This is a genomic window from Bacillus clarus (assembly GCF_000746925.1).
In the GTDB taxonomy this organism is placed as follows: Bacteria; Bacillota; Bacilli; order Bacillales; family Bacillaceae_G; genus Bacillus_A; species Bacillus_A clarus.
The window spans coordinates 3265000-3290048 of the sequence record NZ_JMQC01000008.1 but is presented as its reverse complement, the minus strand read 5'-3'; the positions used below and the strand labels follow the sequence as shown (position 1 = coordinate 3290048).

19 protein-coding genes and 6 pseudogenes are annotated in these 25049 nt (G+C 36.9%); 8 read left to right on the top strand and 17 right to left on the bottom strand.

All coding sequences use genetic code 11. The annotated features are described in order from the left end of the window. Window positions 1-742: 742 nt before the first annotated feature. Together DJ93_RS17700 and DJ93_RS17695 are read right to left on the bottom strand one after the other, a co-directional pair. A complete protein-coding gene (locus tag DJ93_RS17700) occupies window positions 743-1957 on the bottom strand; it encodes an MFS transporter (RefSeq protein ID WP_042982260.1) in 1215 nt (404 codons plus the stop codon). Next, window positions 1954-2835 carry an NAD(P)-dependent oxidoreductase gene (locus tag DJ93_RS17695; RefSeq protein ID WP_042982259.1) on the bottom strand — a complete coding sequence of 294 codons (882 nt, stop codon included), beginning with the start codon at window positions 2833-2835 and terminating at the stop codon, window positions 1954-1956. The genes DJ93_RS17700 and DJ93_RS17695 overlap by 4 nt, the downstream gene beginning before the upstream one ends. A gap of 294 nt (window positions 2836-3129) precedes the next feature. Between DJ93_RS17695 and DJ93_RS17690 the strand changes: the two genes are divergently transcribed. Then, window positions 3130-3573: an Lrp/AsnC family transcriptional regulator gene (locus tag DJ93_RS17690; RefSeq protein ID WP_042982258.1), complete on the top strand. Its 444-nt coding sequence runs from the start codon at window positions 3130-3132 to the stop codon at window positions 3571-3573. Window positions 3574-4569: 996 nt separating this feature from the next. Here DJ93_RS17690 and DJ93_RS17685 read toward each other — a convergent pair. From DJ93_RS17685 to DJ93_RS17670, 4 genes are all read right to left on the bottom strand, one after another. Continuing rightward, window positions 4570-5787 carry an MFS transporter gene (locus tag DJ93_RS17685; protein WP_042982257.1) on the bottom strand — a complete coding sequence of 406 codons (1218 nt, stop codon included), beginning with the start codon at window positions 5785-5787 and terminating at the stop codon, window positions 4570-4572. 267 nt (window positions 5788-6054) lie between these two features. Then, on the bottom strand, window positions 6055-7338 hold the full coding sequence (locus DJ93_RS17680; RefSeq protein ID WP_042982256.1) for an SGNH/GDSL hydrolase family protein: 1284 nt from the start codon (window positions 7336-7338) through the stop codon (window positions 6055-6057). A 75-nt stretch (window positions 7339-7413) separates the two neighbouring features. Beyond that, window positions 7414-8202 carry an SDR family NAD(P)-dependent oxidoreductase gene (locus DJ93_RS17675; protein ID WP_042982255.1) on the bottom strand — a complete coding sequence of 263 codons (789 nt, stop codon included), beginning with the start codon at window positions 8200-8202 and terminating at the stop codon, window positions 7414-7416. An 84-nt stretch (window positions 8203-8286) separates the two neighbouring features. Further along, on the bottom strand, window positions 8287-9480 hold the full coding sequence (locus DJ93_RS17670) for an MFS transporter (protein ID WP_042982254.1): 1194 nt from the start codon (window positions 9478-9480) through the stop codon (window positions 8287-8289). A gap of 247 nt (window positions 9481-9727) precedes the next feature. Here DJ93_RS17670 and DJ93_RS17665 point away from each other — a divergent pair, with 247 nt between their 5' ends. Further along, the gene (locus DJ93_RS17665; protein WP_042984237.1) at window positions 9728-10042 is read left to right on the top strand and encodes an ArsR/SmtB family transcription factor; all 315 of its coding nucleotides are present in this window, start codon (window positions 9728-9730) and stop codon (window positions 10040-10042) included. Between the two features lie 817 nt (window positions 10043-10859). Here DJ93_RS17665 and DJ93_RS17660 read toward each other — a convergent pair. Next, window positions 10860-11666, bottom strand: coding sequence for an aminotransferase class IV (locus DJ93_RS17660; protein ID WP_042982252.1), 807 nt, complete (start codon window positions 11664-11666; stop codon window positions 10860-10862). 508 nt (window positions 11667-12174) lie between these two features. Here DJ93_RS17660 and DJ93_RS17655 point away from each other — a divergent pair. Genes DJ93_RS17655 through DJ93_RS17645 form a run of 3 tightly spaced genes read left to right on the top strand, consistent with a single transcriptional unit; the run spans window position 12175 to window position 13515 of the window. Then, entirely contained in the window at window positions 12175-12516 is a 342-nt protein-coding gene (locus tag DJ93_RS17655) for a PadR family transcriptional regulator (protein WP_042982251.1), read from the top strand. Then, a complete protein-coding gene (locus DJ93_RS17650; protein WP_042982250.1) occupies window positions 12509-12991 on the top strand; it encodes a hypothetical protein in 483 nt (160 codons plus the stop codon). The genes DJ93_RS17655 and DJ93_RS17650 overlap by 8 nt, the downstream gene beginning before the upstream one ends. Then, entirely contained in the window at window positions 12988-13515 is a 528-nt protein-coding gene (locus tag DJ93_RS17645; protein WP_042982248.1) for a permease, read from the top strand. The genes DJ93_RS17650 and DJ93_RS17645 overlap by 4 nt, the downstream gene beginning before the upstream one ends. Window positions 13516-13599: 84 nt before the next feature. On the opposite strand, the pseudogene DJ93_RS17640 reads toward DJ93_RS17645, so the two are convergent. Both DJ93_RS17640 and tnpA read right to left on the bottom strand, forming a co-directional pair. Further along, window positions 13600-14487 (bottom strand): annotated as a pseudogene (locus DJ93_RS17640) (MFS transporter); the annotation flags it as partial. A 64-nt stretch (window positions 14488-14551) separates the two neighbouring features. Continuing rightward, a pseudogene (gene tnpA / locus DJ93_RS34835) lies at window positions 14552-14942 on the bottom strand (IS200/IS605 family transposase). 88 nt (window positions 14943-15030) lie between these two features. On the opposite strand from tnpA, the gene DJ93_RS17635 reads away from it, so the two are divergent. Next, window positions 15031-16389 carry an RNA-guided endonuclease TnpB family protein gene (locus tag DJ93_RS17635; protein ID WP_042982246.1) on the top strand — a complete coding sequence of 453 codons (1359 nt, stop codon included), beginning with the start codon at window positions 15031-15033 and terminating at the stop codon, window positions 16387-16389. A 74-nt stretch (window positions 16390-16463) separates the two neighbouring features. Here DJ93_RS17635 and DJ93_RS17630 read toward each other — a convergent pair. Beyond that, window positions 16464-17051 (bottom strand): annotated as a pseudogene (locus DJ93_RS17630) (MFS transporter); the annotation flags it as partial. Between the two features lie 142 nt (window positions 17052-17193). On the opposite strand from DJ93_RS17630, the pseudogene DJ93_RS17625 reads away from it, so the two are divergent. Next, window positions 17194-17765 (top strand): annotated as a pseudogene (locus tag DJ93_RS17625) (TetR/AcrR family transcriptional regulator). 43 nt (window positions 17766-17808) lie between these two features. Here the strand turns inward: DJ93_RS17625 and DJ93_RS34420 are convergent. The 4 genes and pseudogenes from DJ93_RS34420 to DJ93_RS30810 form a co-directional block, all read right to left on the bottom strand. Continuing rightward, window positions 17809-17937 carry a hypothetical protein gene (locus tag DJ93_RS34420; RefSeq protein ID WP_277620669.1) on the bottom strand — a complete coding sequence of 43 codons (129 nt, stop codon included), beginning with the start codon at window positions 17935-17937 and terminating at the stop codon, window positions 17809-17811. A 44-nt stretch (window positions 17938-17981) separates the two neighbouring features. Next, window positions 17982-18180: pseudogene (locus DJ93_RS17620) on the bottom strand (DinB family protein); the annotation flags it as partial. Beyond that, on the bottom strand, window positions 18179-19849 hold the full coding sequence (locus DJ93_RS17615) for a ribonuclease J (RefSeq protein ID WP_042982244.1): 1671 nt from the start codon (window positions 19847-19849) through the stop codon (window positions 18179-18181). The pseudogene DJ93_RS17620 and the gene DJ93_RS17615, both read right to left, overlap by 2 nt. Before the next feature lie 951 nt (window positions 19850-20800). Beyond that, window positions 20801-21004 (bottom strand): annotated as a pseudogene (locus DJ93_RS30810) (hypothetical protein); the annotation flags it as partial. A gap of 79 nt (window positions 21005-21083) precedes the next feature. On the opposite strand from DJ93_RS30810, the gene DJ93_RS17610 reads away from it, so the two are divergent. Beyond that, a complete protein-coding gene (locus DJ93_RS17610) occupies window positions 21084-22463 on the top strand; it encodes an aldehyde dehydrogenase (protein ID WP_042982243.1) in 1380 nt (459 codons plus the stop codon). Window positions 22464-22715: 252 nt separating this feature from the next. Here the strand turns inward: DJ93_RS17610 and DJ93_RS33245 are convergent, their stop codons facing one another. Genes DJ93_RS33245 through DJ93_RS17600 form a run of 3 tightly spaced genes read right to left on the bottom strand, consistent with a single transcriptional unit; the run spans window position 22716 to window position 25032 of the window. Then, window positions 22716-22865 (bottom strand): hypothetical protein, encoded by a 150-nt coding sequence (locus DJ93_RS33245; protein WP_181969233.1) that lies wholly within the window; start codon window positions 22863-22865, stop codon window positions 22716-22718. 20 nt (window positions 22866-22885) lie between these two features. Beyond that, window positions 22886-24175, bottom strand: a complete 1290-nt coding sequence (gene dnaB / locus DJ93_RS17605; RefSeq protein WP_042982241.1) for a replicative DNA helicase — start codon at window positions 24173-24175, stop codon at window positions 22886-22888. Further along, a complete protein-coding gene (locus DJ93_RS17600; RefSeq protein ID WP_042982240.1) occupies window positions 24172-25032 on the bottom strand; it encodes a DnaD domain-containing protein in 861 nt (286 codons plus the stop codon). Before DJ93_RS17600 ends, dnaB begins: the two co-directional genes overlap by 4 nt. Window positions 25033-25049 lie beyond the last annotated feature (17 nt).

Below are 25049 nucleotides of genomic sequence, written 5' to 3'. Positions count from 1 at the left end.
CAAGATTAAATTAACTATAAGAAAATAAATTTCATGTTATAACTAAATATAATTCTTGGATATATGTAACTGGAGTTTTCTTATCTTTTTTTACTTATATGATGAAGAAATCAATTGTGGGGAAATTAAACAAACGTTTGTTAAAATATTGTGGCAATGAATCAATGTATGAGATATGAGGATGAGTTACAGGATACAATTGTCCGCTTTATTACATGCCACGTTTGTTATATAAATTTTATATAACAAAGAAAAAAACTTTTGACATTAAGGGATAGCACCCCACATCCACCAACTTAAGAATTCAAAATTATCCCAAAATGAAAAATGATCTCAATTCTCATGGACACCAATGAAAAAATGAAGGAGTTGTGAGCTGGGCTCAAATAAAACAGACTCTTGTAGATGTAGTTTTGGAATAAAGTTTGATCAAAATGGGTTCTTTCGTTTTGTTGCTGTATTTAGTTTTTATAAAAAATATTGATTATTTTATTTATAATAATGAAAAAAAACAGGGTAATATCCCTGTTTTTTCTAACGAATAAAATTAGCGTAAAACTGCCAAATGGACAGCGCTACCTTTCTTAAGGTGTTTCCCTTTTTGCAAAAAATTGATTGAGTGTATGTCTGAATATTCGATCTGAATTTATGCGACGCAAGTGACATTTCAATTAAAAATAATAAACTTATGGATCTGTTTTTGACATAAATAAAAGGAATCGCAATAAAAGTGAAAGGATTATTAATTACCATCGATTTGATTTCGATTAGGCTTAAATGCATGTGTTTTTCCTCCATACACAATCAAGAAACCGATGAGACTTAATAATACGAGTATCCATGGGAAAGAACCCGCACCTAATTGATTCAGCATCATTCCGCCAACAAATCCACCTCCAGCTACTGCAAGGTTGAAAATGGTGACAAAAATTGATTGAGCCACATCTGCCCCTTCCCCAGCAGCATCTGCTATGGCCGTTTGTAATAATATTGGTGCCCCGCCAAATGTCAAACCCCAAGCGGCTATTCCAATAAAAATGAGTAATGGTAAACCATTTGCAATCCCTAGCACAAGTGATGCAACAGCGAAACCAACAAGGCTGATTATTGACATCATCCGTAAATAGTTATCAATAAATATACCCATCACCCAAATCCCTACTATCGATGAGATACCGAACGTTAGTAAAGCGAGACCGACGTGAGTAGCAAGTCCAATATACGCCATGTATGGGGCGATATAGGTATAGAGAATGTTATGAGCCAAGATCCAAACGAAGACGACACACAATATCGGGCGAACGCCAGGCAATCGGAAAATCTCATAAATAGGTTGTCGTTGTTGAGCAGATTGTCCAGAAAAATCTGGAACTTTTATATATATCCATATCATCAAGAAAAGTGTAAGCACACCAATAATGATAAAAATAGATTGCCATTCCAAAAACATTCCTAACCAAGTACCCATGGGTAGCCCTAATGACAAAGCGATTGGTTGCCCTGTCCCTGCAATCGCCAACGCACGACCTTGTAAAGATGGTGCTACCATCCGGCGCGCATATCCGGCCACAAGTCCCCATAGCAAACCGGTGGACATTCCTGCAAGGAAGCGTAATCCTAAGATGAAGACATAGTGAGAAGAGATCGCCGTTGCCATATTTGCAATAAATAGGATACTTAGTGCCAGTAACAACACTTTCTTTCGCCTCCATCCTCTTGTTAACGCAACAAGGGGAATGGCCGCTACAACCGAACCGATGGCAAAGAGTGTCACCAATTGCCCTGCTAGTGCCTCTGAAATATTGAGCCCTTTACTGATTTGTGGCAGTAATCCAGCTGGTATCGTCTCGGTCATGATGGCAAGAAAACTAGCAACCGATAAGGCGATTAAATTCCATATAGGAAGTTGAACTGCATGGGATGTTTTTGAATGGCTAGCTGATTTAAACCCGCTCACTGTTTTCTTCCTACTAACCCGGAAGCCGCCATATCTTTGTCCCCATGTCCCGCGTCAAGCGCACGTTGGAATCGTTGCAATCCGGCACGAGTAATATCTATAGGTATCTCCATTTGTTCTGCAGCTTCCACAACTAATTGTGCATCTTTCACTGCATTAGCAATGGAAAAACTGGTTGTATAGTCGTCCTTTATCATTGCTGCCGCCTTTTGTTGAAAATAAGCATTATCCATTGGTCCACCAGTAACGACATCGACAACAAGTGTTGGATCAATGCCCAGTTGCTTTGCTATTGTAAGACTCTCTGCAACACCATGTGTTAACGCAAAAACCCAACTGTTTAATGCCAATTTTAAACGACTACTTGTTCCTGCTTGATCGGAAACCCATACTGTTCGTTTTCCTATCGCATCAAAAATGGGTTTAATCCGTTCCTTTTCTTCCGCTGGCCCAGAGGCGAGAATAACAAGTTGTCCTTGTTCCGCTGGCTGTTTCGTCCCCTGAACAGGTGCATCGTAAAAGATCAAATCATGCTGTTTGGCAAAGGAAGCTAATTCATCAATCGCTGTTATTCCAACGGTACTCATTTGAATCCATATCATCCCCTTAGACAAGCTTTGCTTTACAGATTGCATGACCTCTAATACGGCAGGTCCATCTTTGAGAAGACTGATAATCACATCAGCACCACTTACCGCCTCTTGTGGCGTATCAAACACGTGAATACCAGTAGATTGAAGCTTTTCTGCCTTAGAAAGCGTTCGGTTCCACACATGCACATAAAACGCATTTTTTTGTAAATTAGCAGCAACAGGGGCACCGATAATTCCTGTACCAAGTACGGTGATTGTTTTCGCTTTTAACTTTACATTGTTCATATTATAAAGACCTCCTATGATAAACTGAATGCTTATGAAGTAAGAAGAGCATCATTCAGCCTATTTAATTTATTTGTCACATACTCTATGACTTTATTTTTATATGATAGAATCCTCCTCTCTCTATTAAAGATGCTTTTATATGGAGCTGTGTAGCTCCTTTATAAAGACTATTGTCATTTTATAAAATAAAAAGTACGATATACATATATAAAATAACGTATAACAACTTATAAACCTTATTTAAATAGTTATAATGTTGTTTTTAATTTATTAATAAAAGGAGGTTGTAAAATGGATAAAATTGATGTAGATATCTTGGAGTTGTTACAAACAAACGGGCGAATTTCGATGGTTGAATTAAGCAAAGAGGTTCACATGACACAACCAGCAGTAAAAGAAAGGGTGAAAAAGCTAGAAGAGAAAGGAATCGTTACGGGATATCAGGCTTCTGTTTCTCCGCATAGCATTGGAAAATGTATCTCGGCGTTTATCCTTATCCAATCCTATGACTGTCATTCCTTTATAGACTTTTGCGAGCAATCACCTGAGGTAATCGATTTATACCGAATAAGTGGTCAATTCAATTATTTACTTAAAGTGGTCACCGAATCGATGGAGACATTAGAGGAATTTAGTGATGCCTGTAATAAACATGGAAATTTCACCACCTTAATGGTGCTGTCAAACAAGTTTGAAAACAAGGCATTGCTTCCGAAAACAGAAACTCTAGATTAATAGCACGTGAAATAGAATCACTTTATTATTTTTCAGAAAAGAACCTCTCTCGCAAAGAAAAGAGGTTCTTATGCTACCAAGAATAATATTTATCCCTCTTCTTGGTCCAATGTACCATAAAACATAGACAAAAAAGCCTCCTTATTTGCTTCGTTTTTAGCACAGATGGCAATTGTTTCTGACAGGGTCACTTTTTTACTTGATAGTACATGTATCTTTGGGTTAAAAAACAAAAACTAATCAAAAAATTGAATAGTAATATTTTCGTCAAACGAAGCATGACCAATCCGAGCAAAAACTTCTCTCTCCCACTTAGGGTTTTCTCTCTCCAAATAATTTGAAATATCCCAGGTCATTTCATCTTCACCTATTCCCCATTTCGTACTAAGTGAGAGAGCCCGTTCCTCTGACGTATCTTTTTCGTATAACTGTTGATTTTGAATAAAGATTGATTAAAAAATCCCCTTCAATACTTATTTAACAAGACATACAAAAACTCCATTTTGAAAAAAGATTTATCAAAATGGAGTTACTCTTTTTATCTAAATATAAACTTTTTATAATAAAATTTGATCATTTCCATGATCCTTATTCCGCGAACTCCCCTATTAGTTGTTGAGGAAATTTATTTTCACCTTGGATTAAGCATATCATTATGCTTATCAATTACTCTTCATTATTCCAGTTCATAAATAATATTTTACTTTTTATTCTACTTTATTATTTTAAACCTATTTTCCTAATAACTAAGGGGTTATGATTTTTTATGAAAGTGTATCAATATAAAAAAATGCTTGAATAATATTTTATCTAAACATTTTTTCAATGATAGTCAGTTCAATTGTTTTCAATTTTATCTGAATTGTTCCTTAAAAACTAAATCAATTCAAAAACCAAACCCACACATTTTGATCAAACTTTATTCAAAATGTGTGGGTTTCTTCTATTATAAAATCTATGTTTGCAGTGTCCTCTACTTAAAATGGTCTCTTTTTTTCAATTATTTAAACCCTGCTGATTATTTCTTTTTTGTTGCTGAGCACCCCATAACGTGAACAGTATTCCAACAACCGTTACCAGTGATGCAACTAACGGAACAGCTGGAAGCCCGCCGCCTATTTTCAAATCAATTACTACTCCCCCAATATATGCACCAAGTGCATTACCAAGATTGAAGGCAGCGATATTTAAGGTAGATGCTAAAGTTGGTGCTTCTTTAGCAGTATTCAACATATGCAATTGCAATCCGGGAACAGTCCCAAATGCAGCGATTCCAAATATGAATACCGTAAACAGCGTCAGAATTTTATATTGATCTGTTATGCTAAAGAGAGCAAGTACAATTGATAGCATTAAAAGAATACCAATAAGTGAAGATAATAACTTTCTGTCTGCCAATTTACCCCCATAAATATTTCCGATTGTAATACCGATGCCGAAAAGTACTAGTATATAAGATACCGATTTAGGTGAAAATCCAGTGATATCTACCAGAATTGGAGTGATGTAAGTAAATGCAGTAAATACTCCACCAAATCCAAATATGGTCATTAATAGTGCGACATGAACGGCAGGTCGGCGTAAAACTTTCAATTCCTGAAGTAAACTTGATTGGGCTGCTTTAACCTTTGGTACTAAAATTGCGATTCCAATCAATGCAATAACACCGATGATGGTAATTGACCAAAATGTAGACCTCCAACCATATGCTTGTCCTAAGAATGTACCAATGGGAACACCTAAAATATTGGCTAACGTTAAACCAGTAAACATGATGGCTATAGCCCCTGCTCGTTTTTCTTTTGGAACTAATTCTGCTGCAATAACCGACCCAACTCCAAAGAAAGTACCATGTGTTAACGCTGCTAAAATACGTGCCAGCATTAAGATAGTATAATTAGGCGCTAAAGCCGCTAATGCATTTCCTGCAATAAACAGAATCATAAGAAATAGCAAGAGTTCCTTACGTTTCATTTTATGAGTTGCTACTGTAATGATCGGAGCACCGATAGCAACTCCTAGCGCATATCCAGTAACTAAAAAGCCAGCCATCGGAATAGAGACTTGCATACTTTCAGCCACCTCTGGAAGTAGTCCCATAATGATAAACTCCGTTAAGCCAATGGCAAATGCACCTAAAGTGAGGGCATACAGAGCAACTGTTGAACTTTTAATTTTAGAAAGACTTACTTTATTATTGTTGAGTGAGTCCATATGGAACCCTCCTTATATTTTCTATGTTATTAATGCGAATTTAACAAGTAAGAAGGAGACTGATTATTCTTTTATCAGTCTTTAGTAATAACGTCTAATCATTACTTCTATAAATATACTAATAATTTATTTAATTTGGTATTTGATTTGAATCCAAAACTAAAGCACTCTTCTTAATTAACAAAGCGCCAGATTAATGAGGCTGATGCTTAGCATTAGCCTCATCTAGTCGATATCCATTCATATTGATTGGCTTGGGTCCTGTAGTTACTTTATAATAGCATTCAGATCCATCGAATCTGCTATCACTTTGTTTCCTACATCACCAGGGTGAAGGTGGTCACCTGAATCATACTTAGCTAATAAACGTGTTGGATGTTCAGGATCTTTCATGATAGCATCCAGATCCACTACACTATCAAATTCTCCACTGCGAATCCAACTGTTCACTTTTTGGCGCAATTCTTCTTTGTCTTTACTATAGTAATTATCTAGGTTTGTTCCGGACAATGCTCCTTCAAATGGAGTCAGAGTTAGACCAATCACTTTGATATGACGAGCATGAGCTTGGGCAATCAACTGACGATAGCCAGCGACCAATTCATCAAATTTAGGTCTTGTTTCGGTAGGAGCAAAACCTGTACCTGGCCAACTAATATCATTAATGCCAATAAGCACAATCACTGATTTTACATTTGGCTGACTTAGTACATCTCGGTTAAAACGAGACAACACACTAACTCCCATACCATCTCTTAACAAGCGATTTCCGGAGATTCCCGCATTGATTACCGAAACTTTTTGTGATACGAGCCGTTCAGCAAGGAAATTGGTCCAACGGGTATCTGCATCAACGGTTGCACCATCGCCATCTGTGATCGAATCCCCTATTGCGACAACTGTACCGTTGTTTGTAGGAGCATGAACTGAGATCCCTGTTACATACATGCTTGCATCGGTAGTGGAATCAGCTTTCATCCTTGTCGCAGAGGAAACATTTCCCTTTCCGATATAGGTTGTTTGACGCGCATCCCAGTGAAAGGTTGTTGGTGTCGTTGTTTTTGGTAAATACAAACTGATACTTACTTTGGTTTGTGCGTTAACTTTAAAAGGAACGGAGTCACTTACAATAGATGCTCCTGCTGGAATGACAACTGATGTTTTCCCACCAAATGTTAGTTTTCTGTCTGTATTTTTCACAATATTGGATCCATTATCCGTTAGTGCAACATGTGCTTCCCCGATTGTTAATGGCTCTTTCCCATATTCATTGGAAAAAGAAATACGGATTTGATTTCCGCCAAGGCTAATTTTGGCGACTTGACGAATCGTTTGATTTTCGATTTTCGCTGGTAATTTTGTCGGCAGAGGAATATCAGCTCCCCAAGTTGGCTCCGGACTAGCGTTCCAAGTCGTCACCCAGCCCTTTTTTTCCTTCGTGGGAGCACTACTATCTTTATTACCATTTGCAAAAACAGTTGTTTGGACAAAGGTAAAAACCAAAAGAGCTGCAACAAAACTACCAATGATAAGGGATTTAAATCTTTTCATTTCTTTTTCTCCTCTACATAGATTGATTTATAGAAAAGACAGAAAGTCTAGTTCTATCGATATAAAGTTATTTGATTATAGTTGTTTTAAGGAACCGCCATTAACCATGTACTCTGATCCAGTGACAAACGAAGCCTGATCAGAAGCGACAAAGGCAATAACGGCTGCTACTTCTTCCGAAGTTCCTAACCGTCCAAGCGGTAAAGCTCTAACGTTTTTCGCAAAATGTTCAATTGCAGCTTCTTTTTCTAATCCAAATGTTGTCGCAAGACCATCCGCGAAGCCATCTGGGCGATCCCATAATGGAGTTCTGGTAGGGCCAGGGGATACAATATTGGAGCGGATCCCCTTTGGGCCAAATTCTTGGGCAACGGATTTAGAAAGACTTAACATTGCGGCTTTGGATACACTGTAATCTGGGAGCATAGCATCTGGTAGTTGCCCTACTTCAGAAGAAATACTAACGATCGATCCTTTTTGTTGCTGAATCATATAAGGTAGGGCAGCACGAGTGACACGAACCATGCTCATAAAGTTGGTGTTAAAAACGTTCTCCCATTCTTCGTCCTTGATTGAAAGTAATCCATTGCGAATAGGAGCAATTCCCACATTGTTAATCAAAATATCGACTCTACCAAACGTATCGATTGCGGTTTGAATGATTAGGTCGGCCCCTTCCTGTTTACTTAAATCAGCAGATATGGCGATGAGCTTATCGTTTTGTATACGCGATAGGGTATCAATACTTCGACTTGCTCCTACTACTTTCGCCCCTTGGTCTAAAAATAATTGGGTCGTGGCCAAACCAATGCCAGAATTTGCTCCAGTGATCACGACTACTTTATCAGTGAGTTGTAAATTCATCTTGTTTTCCTCCTTATTTATGGAAATAAATTTCTACTTTTCTCCTTATGAAAAGCTAACATTGGCAAACTTTTAAGCAAAAAATTAGGACACTTGTTTTGGCTGATAGATTGCTTTTTTCGGACTGTAGATCAGAGCCCGTAATACGATCGTGATAAGACTGAGTGCTAGGAATAAGATGCCAGCCCACACAACGGAGTGGGTTCCCATGCTGGAAATAAACCATCCTCCGAAAAATGTTCCGATAGTAATACCTAAGTTAGCAAACGTTACAAACAAACCATTTGAAAATTCAGGTGCTTCTGGCGCAGCAGATGTGATCCAATATTGGGAGATATTGAGCCCTAGGGTAAAGAGGACACCCCAGATTGCAATCAGGAACATCACCAGACCAGAAAAGTCAGCCAACCAATATACGAGCAAATAAATAACTGTAAAAATAAATGGATACACAAGCGCTGTAGGCATTGCTTTTTTATGAAGCGCTCTTCCTGCGATCATGTTTCCAATGATCCCTGTTAGACCAAATAGCACTAACATCAGACTGATCTGTTTGCCTGACATATGGATGACTTGATCCATATACTCGGCAAAGAAACTATAAACGGCATACATCGCAGAGTTAATAAGAATAACGGTCAAAATACTTAACCATACCAATGGTTTTTTTAAAATGCTTAGTTGTGATCCATACGAAAGTTTTTCTTTTACTGGCATCGATGGAACAAAGAGCAAAAGGAATAGAAATGCAATCGCATTTACGATGGCAAAGAACCAGAGGGAAGCCTCCAAAGAGATAGAGTCCGCGATCAGGGTTGCAATTGGTGTTCCAATCACCATTCCGGCAGTAACACCCATAAAAATTTTGGCATTTACTTTGGTGACCTGATCTTCACTTACTGTATTTGATGCCGCAACAAAAGCAACAGAGAAATAAACCGGGTGAAGAAATGCCGGGATGATTCTAGCAATTAACAGCAAAGGAAAATTAGTTGCATAGACGGAAATGACATTGGTAATGACGAAAAGACCTACGACCAATAGCATGGTTGTTTTTCGGTTTACCCCCGAAAATAATAAGGGCATAATTGGTCCTGCAATGGCAACTGTTAGTGCGAAAAGACTGACAAGTAATCCAGTTTGGGATGCACTAATGTGAAAACGTTCCGCAATCTGAGGTAATATCCCGATTACCCCCATTTCTGTATTAATGATGCCAAAAACTCCAAATGCAAGAATGAAAACGATGAATGATTGGTATCTTGTGTGATTACTCATTTCTTCTTATTTACCTCTCTTCTTTAGTGTAATAAAGATCTAGTTGGTAGATGGATGTGTTTGGAGATAAACCTAAATGATTAGCTTCTCAGTTAAAACAAATTTATCATCAATCAACTAATGTACTAGTTTTTTAGTACAATAGGATAATAGCACATAGAGAGAAATAGAGTCAACATTTTAATGTACTAGTTTTTTGGTACATCAGTAATTTGAGTTCTATTAGTTGATATGTTATCCTCTTCTTATGAGAAAACCATTTCAACCGTCCAGAAACGATATTCGCTTACCTTCTGTTTTACATGCTCTGAGTGATCCGAGGCGATTACAGATTGTCATGAGTTTAGGGAAAGATGGAGAGAAGAACTGTGCAATTTACCATGATTTGATGCCCAAATCGACGTTAACTCACCATCTAAAAGTTCTACGAGAGGCAGGTGTAGCACAAGTAAGGATTGAAGGAACGCAACATTTTTACTCGTTACGTTATGATGATCTAGAAGAACTTTTTCCAGGGATGCTCAAAGCTATTTTACAGGTGAACCTAGAAATGATTGAATAAGGTGCTAATGATAAAAGTAAGGGTTGAACCATTTTCTGTTCATCCTTACTATCAGCCCTTATCGATTGCTTGTGTATCATTACATCATTTGGGTGACATCACATGCCTACCAAACTAATGCAAAAAAATCGTAAAAAAAAGCCGATTTCTTCTATATTTAGTGGAGAAGAAATCGGCTTTTTTTTACTGATAATTTCTTAGCATAGGATTTTTACAATTATCTTTACTTTGAAAATCGGGAGTATTTATGTGGATTTGAAATGAAGTTTGACCGTTTATAAAAAAGATTAACCGTTTTGAATAAAGTTTAACTGTTTTACGTGTATCAAAATCAATATTATACCGCTATACCAACAACTGTATTTAATTTTAATCAAACTTTCTTTCAAAGCTACAACACACTGTCAAAACAAAATAAAGTGTGCAGAATGAAAAAAGACTGAATAAGAAGAAAAAAGATTGCAGAAAGCCTCGTGGAGTGTATTCGGTATATGGATGTATCTACGAGGCATTTTTATGTTGAACTGTGGGCAATACCGAGTTTTTTGCAAGACTTAAGGTTTCCCGTGTGCGTTGGGGTATAGTGTTACCTCTTCAAAGAGATAATGTAAGAAGGGCCACCAGACATGACAGGGAATTCGTACGTCCTTCAATGTGTAACAATCCCCAAGCAAGTTCCTCCCCATAAATATAAAAATAATGAAGCATAGGTATGTAGGAAGTACCTATGCTTCAGGCAATCGTAAGGTGCCCTGTTATCTGGTAACAAGCAACAGAAATACATAGGTGGTCTGCTTAAAAACTGCACCTTATTTTACTATACATGCTCTAGAGGATTGATTTGATAGGCATCAGAAAGAATTGAATTTAATCTGGGATTGATTGAAAATTCGTAATCATCAATACTTGACACTGCTTGCGAGCCTATTGAAGAATTAGTAATAAATGCTGATTTAAAATCCAGTAGGTCTTTAGGATAAATTTCACATGTAACTGTCTTGATGTTATTTTTATCTAAACCTGCTTGAATAAGTTGCATGGCTATACCAGGGAGAATTTCAGCCTTAGGCCAAATAATTCGATCTCCATCGAAGAAACCAATATTCCATATTGATCCTTCCGAAATGCGTCCTAATGAATCTAAAAAAAGAACATCATCGAATCCATTCATTCTTGCTATACGACCACGGTAAATTTGTCCAAATGACCCTACGTTTTTCACCTGAGGGATATCCCGTTCAAACTCAGTTATTTGTAAACGTAAAGAAGATAATGTTGGAATTTGGGCTTTCATTATCGTTACTAAAATGTCTGGTTCTATGGTTTTGCCTAAATTCACTAAATCGGTTTCACGAGAAAACACATTAACTCTTACAATTACTGGTTCATTAATATTTTTCATAGCGTGTCTTATGTATTCACGAATGCGCTGTTTATCAATACCATTTCCAAACAACAAACGAGAACTCTTATGAAGTCTTTCTAAATGAAAGTCTATTCCTCTAATCTTTCCATTCATTGCAATTGTAGAGGTAAAGTGACCATAATTAAACAGACTAAGAATTTGAAATTCTTCAATCTGGGCAGGACGTCCATTGACTTCCACGCTTAAAATATTTTTCATATTATAACAACCTCCTTTATAACTTTAATAATCCAATATTACAAAACACTATAATCTTGGATTATTAAAGTCAAACAATCTTACTCATACAATACCATCGAATGAACAATTTTACTTAATTATAGGAAGATGTCTTAGAAGATAAATGTGAGATTAATACTAGTTATTTAAGAAATTTAATTGAAATTTGGATAGCTTAGCAAGAAAAGATTAAATAAACTACCACAAATGGTGAATTCGCTACCTAGAAGTCACCATTTGTGTGGAGTAATAACAAGAATTGATAAATGTGGATTTACGGAACATGAAACTCATCTATAAGAAAACCGTCTACATTTTCTTCCTTCCGTTTGCATGTAACGCACTTTCTCATCTCGATAATATTTGTAGTTGTATATTTTAAAATTGACATGGCATTACATTCACCTTATACTGTCATTAACAGTATACTGTTAATGACAGTATATATTCAAAAATCATTGTTATATTTCATTAAGGAGGTCTATTCATGAAACATACAGGAAGACATACAGGTGCATTTCTTTTGCTGTTTTTAGCAGAGGGCGATAACTATGGCGGGCAATTGCTGCAGAAATGCGAAGAAGAACTTCCCGTCAACCCAATTGACAGTGCGATCCTATATCGCACACTAAAGAAGTTAGAAAAAGAAGGTGCTATTGAATCTTATTTAGATACATCTGATCAAGATAAGCCAAGAAAGATGTACAAAATTACTATAGCCGGAAAGACACAATTAGCCGATTTCCAAATGGATATTGAAGAAAAAATGAAAAACTTATCATTTTTCTTAGACAAATATAAAGATTGGAAGGAATCTAATCATGATTAATGGCGCTATCCTTTATGCCTTAGCCATTATTCTTACGGGGATTTCTTTTATGAAGGATCGAAATAAAACGAAAGATGCGTTATTTAAGTCATGGAAAATGTTTCGAAATCTTCTACCTGCCATGCTATCCATTATGCTTTTCGTTGGACTATCACTTTCTATATTAACGCCATCCTTCATTTCTTCCATCATTGGAGAAAAGTCTGGATTCCTAGGCATCGTTTATTCAGCAATACTTGGCTCTGTTGCACTCATTCCAAGCTTTGTCGTGTTTCCTCTTGGAAATACATTAGTCCAACATGGTGCGGGCCTCCCTCAAGTTGCGGCATTAATGTCTACACTCATGTCAGTAGGAATCACAACTTTACCGATGGAACAAAAAATATTTGGGCGAAATTTTGCTTATGCTCGTAATGCATCTGCATTATTAATGTCTCTCCTATTCTCTTATATTATTTGGGTGGTGATGGCATGAATGAATTAAAACGATATCGCTTCTTTTTCATTTTACTATTTGGGCTCATAATTTTAACTTTTATAAATCAATCTGTAGGATGGCACGCATTACAACTAACAGGGAAAAGCATTTTAGATATGCTGTTTCTCCTTCCGCCTGTCCTACTATTTGTAGGGTTGCTTGACCAGTGGATAAAGAAAGAAACATTAATGAAATATATGGGAGAAAAATCCGGCATCTATGGAATCTTATTCTCTCTATTATTAGGAGGAATTGCAGCTGGTCCCCTCTACGTCGCTTTTCCGATTGCAGCACTTTTATTAAAAAAGGGAGCAAGTATACGATATATTGTATTTTTCTTAGGCGTTTGGACAACTGCGAAATTACCAGTTATGGTGTATGAATTTTCTTCATTTGGAGCTACATTTACACTCATTCACATTTGCTTTGGTCTATTATTCTTCTATGTAATGGGCATCATTTTCGAGAAGTTTTATGACCAACGACAATTGTTACAGTATGATATAACGAAAGAAATGTAATAAAAAAGACATCTTTAACTCGTAAAGATGTCTTTTTCATGTTCTTTTAAATCAACCTACTGCTACTATAAAATGTAGCTTCCTCTAATTCTCGTTCTGTAAGAGCTGCGTTGCTTTTACTCCCTTTTTCTCTTCTTTTAAGAACAACGATACGATAAAAGCAACAACGATAAAGATTAATCCAAGTGTAAATGCACCTTGGAATCCTGATGTTAAACCGTTTAACTTCTCTACTGGATCCATTGGATTTGCGGAGCTTTCCATATACTGATTTGTTCCTGAAGACATTTTCGAAATAAATATAGCCGTACCAACTGCGCCAGCTACTTGCTGCAACGTATTAAAAAGTGCTGTACCATGTGGATATAACTCTGGTGTTAATTGATTTAAACCATATGTTTGTACGGTCATCACAAACATGAGTCCAACCATTAATACGCTATGCATAATAATAATTTGTAGCATTGATGTGTCAGGAGTAAGGCCTTTAAATAAGAACATTGCAATCCCTACGAACACGATGCCGGGAATAATAATAACTTTCGGACTAAATTTATCAAATAGTTTACCTGCAATCGGTCCCATTATGGCGCTAATGATACTTCCCGGGAGCATTATTACTCCTGATTTAAAGGCTGTAACAAGTAAAACTGTTTGCAAGAACATCGGCAATAAAGTCATCGTTGAGAATAACGACATCATAACAATGACAATTAATCCAACTGATAATGTAAACATCGGAACTTTAAATGCGCGTAGCTCTAAAATTGGATTCTCGATTTTTAATTGACGAACGACAAAAATGGATAGTGATATAAGCCCAACAATTAAAGCACCATACACTTTCGCATCCGACCATCCTAAATCACCTAATGCACTAAAGCTATACACAATCCCACCGAATCCTAATGTCGATAAAAGAATAGATGGATAATCTACTTTTGGCCTTGTTAACTCTGAAACATTTTGAACCAAAAATAAGAAGGCGCATTCCTCTTCAAAATCTTCGGTTTAGTGGAGGTTAGCCTTCTGTAATCTACTTCCCTTGATCCTCTATGTATGCACTTATAATTTCAATTGGTGCGATTCCCATTGTGAGTAACATGTAACTTCTACTCCAAAAATAAGGTTTTCAGTAAAAAGGTTTCAACTCATCTGGGAATTCTTTTCGTATATAGTGGGAAGGAACTGCTTTAAAACTATTCACAACGTTAGCTAAGTGAATTTGTGGCGGAGCATCAAACAGGATATGTATGCGATCCACTTCACCGTTCATTTTAATAATGATACAATTCCACTTTGTAAATAGGTTGTGGGCAATTTCCACGAGCCTATTTTTTTATGTTTTCATTGATACAAGGATGTTGAAAATAACTAAAAGATTTGTTAGTTTATATGGCGTGTCTATTCTTGTTAAATTCATGCATGAAATCACCTCTTATTATTTTACACCTAAATTCATATAGGTTACGATTTTAATATACTTAAATACAAAAAGGAAGGAGGGTTTGTTGGATGTCCACGACAAAATCTAAAACGTTAAAACATAAAATAACAAATCAAACAAACATTTTTGAACCGACGATTCAAATTTTTAATGAAGCTCTTTCGTACTTTATGAATGTTATTGATAAAGAATTTTTAAGTTTAGACGATTGGAACACAAAAGGAATCGTACCGGCCGTGGAAAGGTTGACGCATACGACGAAAACAAACCCACTTCCTAAATATACAGAGTTCAACCAAAGGTTTCACAAGTTCCCTAGTTATTTCAGGCGCGCGGCTATTGCTTCTGCCTTCGGAAAAGTGAAAAGTTATCGGTCCTTATTCCAAAACTGGGTAGAAGAAAAAGAACAAGCGAAACAAGAGGGGAAACGTTTTTCAAAACGTCCACCTTCTTTTCAACTGAAACACAATGAATTTCCTGTGTTCTACCGAGGTAACATGTTTGAAAAAAGAAGTAACCATGAAGCGAAATTAAAGTTATTTATAAAAAAAGATTGGGTTTGGATAGATATTACATATAAACCAATGGATTTAGAGAAGAGGGGCGTTTCAGATTGGAAAGAATGTAATCCAAAGCTCATAAAAAGTGGTAAGAAATACTACCTAGCTATCTCCTATGAGAAGAAAATTCTGTTAAATAAAACAAACATAAAAAACCAAACGATTATTTCTGTGGACCTTGGAATGACAAATTCTGCGGTATGTTCTGCCATTCGTCCGGATGGAACTGTCATTGGCCGTACATTCATTAACCAGCCAGTAGAAAAAGACCGGATGGATCGAATGAGTAAGAACGTAAAAACCGCACAAAAGAAATATGGGTACATTTCCGCACCTAACCTTTGGAGAAAGATAAACGGTCTACAAAAACATATCATAATAGATACAGCTCGTCGCATCGTAAACTTTGCGGAACAGCACCATGCGGATGTGATCGTATTCGAATTTTTAGGGAAAATAAAATTTCCACCTAACACATACGGAGCCAAACGACTCAAACAAAAATTGCATCATTGGTGCAAAAATGGTATTCAAAATAAAGTACAACAAATGGCGCACTACCGAGAGATTCGTATTCGCCGAGTAAATGCTACAAATACCAGCAAACTAGCCTATGATGGTTCAGGTGAAGTTGTACGTAGTCATAAAAAAAACCTTGCAACATTCCAAAATGGAAAAATCTATCATGCTGATTTAAATGCAGCTTACAATATAGGCGCACGTTATTTCTTACGTGAGCACCTTAAAGCTTTTTCTGAAAAGAAAAAGTTGGAACTCGAGGCAAAAGTACCTCAAGTTTCAGCCAGAACACAGCAATCCTTATCTACATTCATTAGTTTTCTTCAGGCGGTCGCACCAGCGGTGTGAAAATGCTTGAGTTAACCGTATTTATGATGAAGGATGCTCCATCAAAATCTATGATTGAGGTGGAGAGGTTCACTGTACTTCATTCCAATTACAATGGAAATAATTACAATCGGAACGACAAAGTAGAATAACCAGCGCCAATTCAGTGAATCAACGATTACTCCAGATAATGTAGGACCTATTGCTGGAGCTGACATCATCACGAGTGCGATTAACCCCATCGTAGCACCACGTTTTTCAGGCGGACAAATAATTAAAATCGTATTCATTAATAACGGTGAAATTAATCCCGTCGCTACTGCTTGGACAATACGACCGACTAATAAAACAGAAAATGTCGGTGCGAATCCAGCAATTAATGTACCGACTAAAAATGTTACCATAGCGATCAAGAACATTTGTCTCGTTGTGAGCCATTGCTGAAGTAACGCTGTAATTGGTACTAAAACCCCAACTACTAACATGTATGCTGTAGAAAGCCACTGAATGGTTGAAGCCGTTACATCAAATTCTTTCATTAATACCGTTAACGCATTACCAAGTAACGTTTCATTTAATAACGCAACCATCGCCCCTAAAAGTAATGCAATTAAAATGGGGGTATGTTTCATGTTAGAAGTATCAACTTTGCCACTTGTAGGGCTCTTAGTTGTCATATTCATTTAGTAATTCTCCTCCTGTTTTTTACTCAAAAAGCTTTATATACACTGGAACACATGTAATATAATATACATATGTAGATTAAAAAGGGAGAATCAATTTTCAGCCATTGTATATTTAATCTACAAAAAAGGAGAATTGTAGATGAACGATAATGAAAAACAACTTGATTTACGCATTAGACGTACACATAAATTACTGATTCTTTATTTGAATTAATGACACAATCAAAACAGAAATATAGTTCCATCACCATTAACCAAATTTGTGATCGCGCGATGGTACACCGAACAACCTTTTATAAACATTTTGAAGATAAAGATGCTTTATTAGCATTTGGATTTAAACGATATGGCAAGATGGTCGCTGAAATACCGCTTTTAGACCGATTAAGTAAACCGTTTCAAGTGATGGAACAATTCCTTCAACATGAAGAAATCGGTAAAATATTAGAGGCACAAATGTCTGATGAACAATTTATTAGCCGTACACATTTTTTAAGTCACGAAACAAGAAAACAGGAAACGGAAGCGTTAAATCGCCTTTGCAAAAATCATACGATACCAAATGATTTAATCATTGAATTTTATTCAGGGGTAATCACATCATTAAGCGCATGGTGGTTTCAAAATGAAAGAAAAGTTCCTGCGGCAGAAATGGATCAACATTTCCATCAACTCATTAATCGAGATATTTTTCAGTTTGAAAAAGAATAATTTTCCCAACAAAAAACCCATATGAAATGGGCTTTTTTACATACTATTTATTCTCTTTTAACTTCTCTAACTCCCGCTGTACTTCTTCTTGCAAATTTTGATCTAAACACGCTTTTTCGATATTCAATTGAATCATCCTTTTATAAAAAAGTTTGATAATTTTTGTGATCATTCCTCCATTAAAGCACCCTTTAATGGAATAACTAGAACGTTCAGTCAACGATTTGATGGCCATGACCCCTTGTATTTTCCTTAATTGAATAATTTGGCCTGTATGATAAGCATCATGAAGCATGATGTCCTGTAATTTCTCCTCAAGTGAATTTTGCTCAAGCTCTTTTTCGGAAATTGCATTCAATACCTGTCTTAAATTACGTTGAGCATTTTCAGAACGTTCAACGACTTTCTTCCATTTAAATTTCAATAAGTATAGGAACAATCATTGGCTTTTTCTTAGTATGTGTATATACATATTGTCGTATTGATTTTTTTATTTGTTTTTTCATTACATTCCATTGGTTTCTATTTGCTTCTTGTAGCTCGTTAACAGTTTTTATAGTAAGTCGATTAACGTCTCTTCGGAGTTCCGAGAAATCTCTATCCACAAATCCACGAGAAATGGTATCGGGGTCAGAAATCAGTATTCCTTCCGCTTTGCTCATAGTTAAAACAATCATGAGCATCCCATCCTCTGAAAGTTGTTTGCGGTCTCGTAACACAATTTCCCCAATATTATCAACATCTCCCCCGTCTACATAGGTATTCCCAACCGGTATTTTCCGGGTCTGACGGGCAATGGTATGTTCAATATCGACGACATCGCCATTATTGATGATAAACGTGTTTCCTTGCTCTACTCCAACGGATTCACCTAACAAACGGTGATGGTGTAACATTCTAAATTCACCGTGAATGGGAATAAAATATTTTGGTTTCATTAATGTAAGCATTAGTTTTAAATCTTCTTGATAACCATGGCCAGAAACATGCATTCCGGATGTACTTCCTGATCCATAAATCACTTTGGCTCCAAGTGCAAATAAGTTGTCTACGATACTCGTGATATTTCGTTCATTCCCGGGTATTGGACCTGCTGCAAATATAACCGTATCTCCAGGTAAAATGTCGACACCGCGATAGTTTCCAGTGGACAGGCGAGCAAGAGCAGCCATTGGTTCTCCTTGACTGCCCGTGCATAAAATGGCCACACTTTCAGGAGCCATTTCATTGATTTCATGTGGGTCAATTAACATTCCATCTGGAACTGTTAAATACCCACGTTCCATAGCAACCGCTACGACATTAACCATACTTCGTCCAAGCAACGCAATTTTTCGATTTGTTTTTTGCGCTGCATTCACGACTTGCTGAACGCGACTAATATTTGAAGCAAAGGTAGAAAGAATAACTTTGCGTTCGGCTTTCATGAAAGTTGCTTCCACATGTTCACCTACCATTTGTTCCGATGGGGTCAGGCCAGGACGTTCTGCATTGGTACTCTCAGACAATAGAAGCAAGACTCCTCCTTTTCCAATTTCAGCCATTTTATGAATATCCGAATTCTCATTATTCGCAGGGGTTAAATCGAACTTGAAGTCGCCCGTATGTACAATATTACCCTCTGGTGTGTGAAAGACTATTCCCAAGCAATCAGGAATACTATGGGTCACTTTGAAAAAGCTTACACTCATTTCTCCGATTATCAAGTTTGAGTTTGAGTTGATTTCAATAAGTTCACTTTCTCCTAGAAGTTTATGTTCTTTTAATTTGATTTCAATTAATCCTAGTGTGAAGCGTGTGGCATAAACAGGTACATTCAATTTTTTTAAGAAGAACGGGATCCCCCCGATATGATCTTCATGCCCATGTGTGACAATTAAAGCCCTGACTTTATCTTTATTTTCTACTAAGTAGGCTATATCAGGGATAATCAAATCAATTCCTAAAAAACTTTCATCTGGAAACTTATTGCCACAGTCGATAATCACGATGTCGTTTGAATATTCGATTGCATACATATTTTTCCCGATTTCATTCAAGCCGCCTAAGGCGAAGATAGATAATGCATTTTCTATTGTACTCAAATTTATATCCTCCCAATTTAAATATAATCTTAGTATGCCCTTTGGGTTTCCCTTTATCAGTGGGTTGAATGCTCAAGCTTCCTACAAAAAAGGGAACTCTAGACTGTTTTCCCCTAAAAATAATGACTACAACATTGATGTCTTAGTTTCCCACATCGTTATTGAAGTCTTTCCTCCCATGGAGACAGCTGCTATTGAAATCACTCATGGTTTTCGATTCTTAAACTCGGAATCCGCAGTAGCAAAATCTATTCATTTAGCTCCCTCAATAGGGGTAGTAACAGGATTGCTGCCATAGACCGCAAAGTAAAAACACAGAAATTTGCCACCTCTGCGTTCCTTCAAGTCTCCACTTATAAATTGCGTGATAAAGAAAACCTTGTGATATACCAGTTCCTATTACTTAACTATGAGAACAATGGAAATACCAGAAAAAGACGCTTTCTCTATAAAAGAATAGCGCCCCATTATTGAAGACCATTGATTAAACATTAATATCAAAGTTGCATCAATCAAAACTTTACCTTCCTTCTGCCGATCCAAATAAAGTGAAACTTTAATCAGTGGGGGTTTTGTTCATCCCCCACTGATTATTAATTGAACCAATCGGACTTTTACGGGCAGTTATCTCCCACCTAACTTCCTCGCATTCGCCGAATTTTAAGGTGGGAGTCTTACTGCCCGCAAATAGCGGGATAAATACCTACACATCCACATTGAGAGAATTCGTTTGTATTATTCTCTTAATCTAAGTGTACTTCTAAGTGAATATCTGTCCCTCAGAGTAATATTCAGGTGACTGAAGCATATTGTGCTATGCCTTTTATTCAGCGACAGGAATTTTATTTCCTGTTGCTGATGTTAGTTTAGAGTAAAGTTTAATTAAAAATGCTGCCCCCCTATTTTTTAGCAAACAAATAGACTCCATTTTGAAAAAAGTTTAATCAAAACTCACTTAGAATGTTTTACTTGAAGGAATAAAACATCGTTTTGAATAATATCAAAGACTGTTTTCTTCTCATAGCGATGGGGCTTTCGCTCATTTTTATGTAAGAAATTGAAATATAAATAGTAATCCTTAATAATTTAGGTTGCTTTATATTCACTTAGTTCTCGCTTCTTTTTATTGAGGAGTAATTGACGCATTTTGTACATAGGATATATGGATGAAATACTCTATACAATTGATGGACATGGCATGTGAATATTTTCTTGCTATTGGAGGGATTTCCTAATGGTTGATGATATACAACAACTTATTCAAGAACATAGACAATTTTTCCATCATGATCATACAAGAAGTCTTCAATTTCGGCTTAAACAGTTAGAAAAGCTAAAAAATTCTATTCAAAAATATGAAAGTCAAGTGCTAAGCGCATTATATCAAGATTTACACAAAAGCGAGTTTGAAGCATACGCTGCAGAAGTTGGTTTCTCATTTAACAGTATCAATTTTATAATGAAATACCTAAAACAGTGGATGAAACCTCAAAAAGTAAAAACACCTATTCATTTTGCCCCATCCAAAAGCTACATAATAAAAGAGCCATATGGTACCGTGCTAATTATTGGACCTTTTAATTATCCATTCCAATCATTAATTGAACCTCTCATTGGGGCAATTGCAGCAGGAAATTGTGTAGTTCTCAAGCCTTCAGAAAATGCACCAAATGTTTCAGCTGTATTTAACAAAATAATAAGTGAAACATTTGATAAGCAATACATTCGTGTAATTGAAGGAGGCAGGGAAATAACTTCTTTATTGATTCATGCACCTTTTGACCATATCTTTTTTACTGGTAGCGTTCAAGTTGGAAAAATTGTCATGGAAGCTGCGGCGAAAAACCTTGTACCAGTAACATTAGAACTTGGTGGAAAAGGACCTGCTATTGTCGATGAAACTGCTAACCTCGATATAGCAGCCAAGCGCATTATCTGGGGAAAATTCATAAATGCTGGCCAATCCTGTATTGCACCTGATTATGTTATTGCCCACAAATCTATCAAGATAAAATTGATTTCGAAAATGAAAGAAATCATTACAAACTTTTATGGACCAGATGTATTAAAAAGCAATGATTACGGTCGAATTATTAATGAGAGACAATTCGATAGACTTATCTCTATATTAGAGCAAGACAAAAATTATATAGTATTTGGTGGAAATTCATCTAGAAGCCATTTATATATTGAACCAACACTTCTTGAAGTAAAATCATGGGATGATGCAGCTATGAAAGAAGAAATTTTCGGACCGATTTTACCAATTATGGATTACAATGATTTGGATGAAGTCATTCATACGGTTAACACCCATCCCAAACCGTTAGCTTTGTATGTGTTTACTGAAAATAAAAATGTTGAAAAGCAGGTATTAGAACGAATTTCTTTTGGAGGAGGATGCGTCAACGATACAATGTCACATATGGCTAATATCCACTTACCTTTTGGCGGAGTAGGAAATGCAGGATTCGGCGCCTATCATGGGAAACATAGTTTTGATGCTTTTACACATCGTAAAAGCATTTTAAAGAAAAGCTCAAGGATAGATTTAGGGTTTGTATTTCCACCGTATAGGAACAAAATTAAAATTTTGCGAAAGATTTTTAAGTAATACGATTTGTTAAACATTCATGTTGATATGAAAGAAGAAATAATAAAGGGAATCCAGTAGAATGGACTCCCTTTGTCTTGTAACAACCTAATCCATTTGTTTAGCGATGTGTAAACAGGACAGGAACAGAGATAAACATTAGCAATATTATAAATGAATGAAGTGCTTTATTTTATCTTTGCACCAGAACCGCCAAAGAAAATGAAAATAACATACAAAAAAAGAGATATTTTAATGAAATTAATACTACTGTTATAGAATATTGATGAAATCTTGTTTCGTATCACCAAGTCCAATCCCTTTTTCCGTCTTAAGATCTGTATTTTCTACAATTATGAAACGAATAATCTTCCCTTTCTCTTTTCCTTTCATAATTAAAGCCGCTTCTACTCCGTTCTTCAAAACACAAACTTCTCCCTCCACTAATTCACCCTCTCCACAAACCGCCCAATCTCCTTCAAAAATCTCAATTTCAAACTACCAACAGGCCCATTCCGGTGCTTCGCCACATGGATCTCCGTTATCTCTTTCTGCTCTGTTTCCTTATCATAATAATCTTCACGATACATAAGCATAATGACATCCGCATCTTGCTCAATCTGTCCTGTCTCCCTTAAATCAGATAAAAGCGGACGCTTATCTTGACGTGACTCTACCGCGCGAGACAATTGCGACAACGCTACTACACATACATTCAAATCACGCGCTAATAACTTCAGCTTACGTGAAATCTCACTAATTTCTTGAAATCGGTTGCCCCTATACTTTGAATCTCCTGTAATGAGCTGTAAATAATCAACAATGACTAAAAGTTTTTTATCTCCATGCTTCCGCTTTAACTTACGAGCTTGCATCCAAATTTCCTGCATTGTGATTCCAGCCTTATCATAAATCTCAAGTGGTAAATCACCAATTTCCGCAAACGCCTTACTCACTTTTTCCCAATCTTCTATTGTAAAACGATGCTTCGGATTTTTCAGCCTTCCCCCTGACACATCTCCTGCGCAAGAAGCCATCCTTTTCAATAATTGCTTACTGCTCATTTCTAAAGAAAACATCCCAACTGCCGCGCCTGATTTCGCCGCATGCAAAGCGATATTTAAAGCAAACGCTGTTTTTCCCATAGAAGGGCGTGCGCCAATTACGACAAAATCACCATCTTGCAAACCGCACGTCATCTTATTTAACGCTTTATATCCAGTCTCAATCCCTGTAATCTCATCCGTATCTTGATGAAGCTCTTCATACAAATCAACTAAAACATCCTTTAAATTAAAATCACGCGTACAATCCTTTTCTTCTAATTCACAAAGTGCCGTAATCGTCTCACCAATTATTTTCTCATCCTTCTCCGCGAGAAGTCGCTCTCCCATTTTGTGCCCGAGAACGCCCGCGTGATACATTTTCCATGCACCTCGAACAAGCCCTTCATAATAAGAGAAATTGGCAGTTGTAGGAACACATTCAATTAAATTCGTAAAATACTCTATCCCGCCAATCTCCTTCAAAAAGGTGGGATCTATTCGAGAAACGAGCGTCACCAGATCAATTGGTTGCCCCTCTTCCTCAATTTTCCGTATTAACCTGAATATTGCCTGATGCACAGTCGTAGAAAAATGATGCTCCGTCAAACGGCACTCTTTAATAAGCTCTCCCTCAAGCAATAAAGAGCCTAATACCGTCTTTTCCGCCTCCACATTTTGAATACTCATGGGCGCCACCCTTTTTCCTTCAAGAACCTCTGCAACTCTTCCTCAGACAGCGCATTCTTCTCCCACTCCTCACACTTCGCCAAAAAATTCTCCGTCTCCCCAGTACTAACAGACGACTCCTTCTTCCGAAAATTCGCCGTATCCGCTTCAACCTCAGACACTTTCGTAAATCCCTTCCCGTGCCATCCCCTCAAAATCCCCTTCACATAAGCAACCGTTCGCTTATTATTCTCATACGCAATTTGAAGAGCCTTCAGCACCAGTTCCTCTGACAAATCAACCATCCACACATTCAATTCCTCTACCGCATAAGGAGACAAACTACCGAAATGTTGCTCATAAAACGTGAATACCTTACTTCCCGTTTCTTCCTCCATAACCTCTTCTTCCACTGCCTCCTCGCAAACTGGATCAACATCATCCACAGCTAAATCACCAGGCATACCGAAATGTGCTAAAAGCATCGGAACATTCAGCTCCTCCTCCACACACTTCTGAAGAAACATATGTACAAACTCCTTATTCTTCACACCCTTCAGCTCACGAAGCACACACTTCTCCACATTCGTATTCGTCACAGGATTATAACGAAGCCAATTTAAAACAAAAAGCTCCTTCGTCTCCGCATCATAAAGAATCTTTCCATAATCAATAAAACGCTGCACCAACTTATCAACAGTCTCCCTGTTATAACCCGTCTCCATCTCAGCTAACCGCTTCGGAAAAGGAAAAATCCCGCACTGCGTCGTCTTCGAACAAGTTAATAAGTAAACATAAAAATACCGCTCCTCCGGCGTCAAATCCAAAACAAAATCATCCTGCCAAAAATTCACCTGCACATTACGATACACCGCCATATGTATTCCTCCCATTC

Bases quoted from the DNA above. Each gene is read 5' to 3' on its own strand.
- DJ93_RS17645 (WP_042982248.1), top strand. From the start codon at position 12,988: ATGAATGAATTAAAACGATATCGCTTCTTTTTCATTTTACTATTTGGG.
- DJ93_RS17695 (WP_042982259.1), bottom strand. From the start codon at position 2,835: ATGAACAATGTAAAGTTAAAAGCGAAAACAATCACCGTACTTGGTACA.
- DJ93_RS17635 (WP_042982246.1), top strand. From the start codon at position 15,031: ATGTCCACGACAAAATCTAAAACGTTAAAACATAAAATAACAAATCAA.
- DJ93_RS17675 (WP_042982255.1), bottom strand. From the start codon at position 8,202: ATGAATTTACAACTCACTGATAAAGTAGTCGTGATCACTGGAGCAAAT.
- DJ93_RS17610 (WP_042982243.1), top strand. From the start codon at position 21,084: ATGGTTGATGATATACAACAACTTATTCAAGAACATAGACAATTTTTC.
- DJ93_RS17655 (WP_042982251.1), top strand. From the start codon at position 12,175: ATGAAACATACAGGAAGACATACAGGTGCATTTCTTTTGCTGTTTTTA.
- DJ93_RS17690 (WP_042982258.1), top strand. From the start codon at position 3,130: ATGGATAAAATTGATGTAGATATCTTGGAGTTGTTACAAACAAACGGG.
- DJ93_RS17685 (WP_042982257.1), bottom strand. From the start codon at position 5,787: ATGGACTCACTCAACAATAATAAAGTAAGTCTTTCTAAAATTAAAAGT.
- DJ93_RS34420 (WP_277620669.1), bottom strand. From the start codon at position 17,937: ATGATCACAAAAATTATCAAACTTTTTTATAAAAGGATGATTCAATTG.
- DJ93_RS17670 (WP_042982254.1), bottom strand. From the start codon at position 9,480: ATGAGTAATCACACAAGATACCAATCATTCATCGTTTTCATTCTTGCA.
- DJ93_RS17600 (WP_042982240.1), bottom strand. From the start codon at position 25,032: ATGGCGGTGTATCGTAATGTGCAGGTGAATTTTTGGCAGGATGATTTT.
- dnaB (WP_042982241.1), bottom strand. From the start codon at position 24,175: ATGAGTATTCAAAATGTGGAGGCGGAAAAGACGGTATTAGGCTCTTTA.
- DJ93_RS17660 (WP_042982252.1), bottom strand. From the start codon at position 11,666: ATGAAAAATATTTTAAGCGTGGAAGTCAATGGACGTCCTGCCCAGATT.
- DJ93_RS17680 (WP_042982256.1), bottom strand. From the start codon at position 7,338: ATGAAAAGATTTAAATCCCTTATCATTGGTAGTTTTGTTGCAGCTCTT.
- DJ93_RS17650 (WP_042982250.1), top strand. From the start codon at position 12,509: ATGATTAATGGCGCTATCCTTTATGCCTTAGCCATTATTCTTACGGGG.
- DJ93_RS17665 (WP_042984237.1), top strand. From the start codon at position 9,728: ATGAGAAAACCATTTCAACCGTCCAGAAACGATATTCGCTTACCTTCT.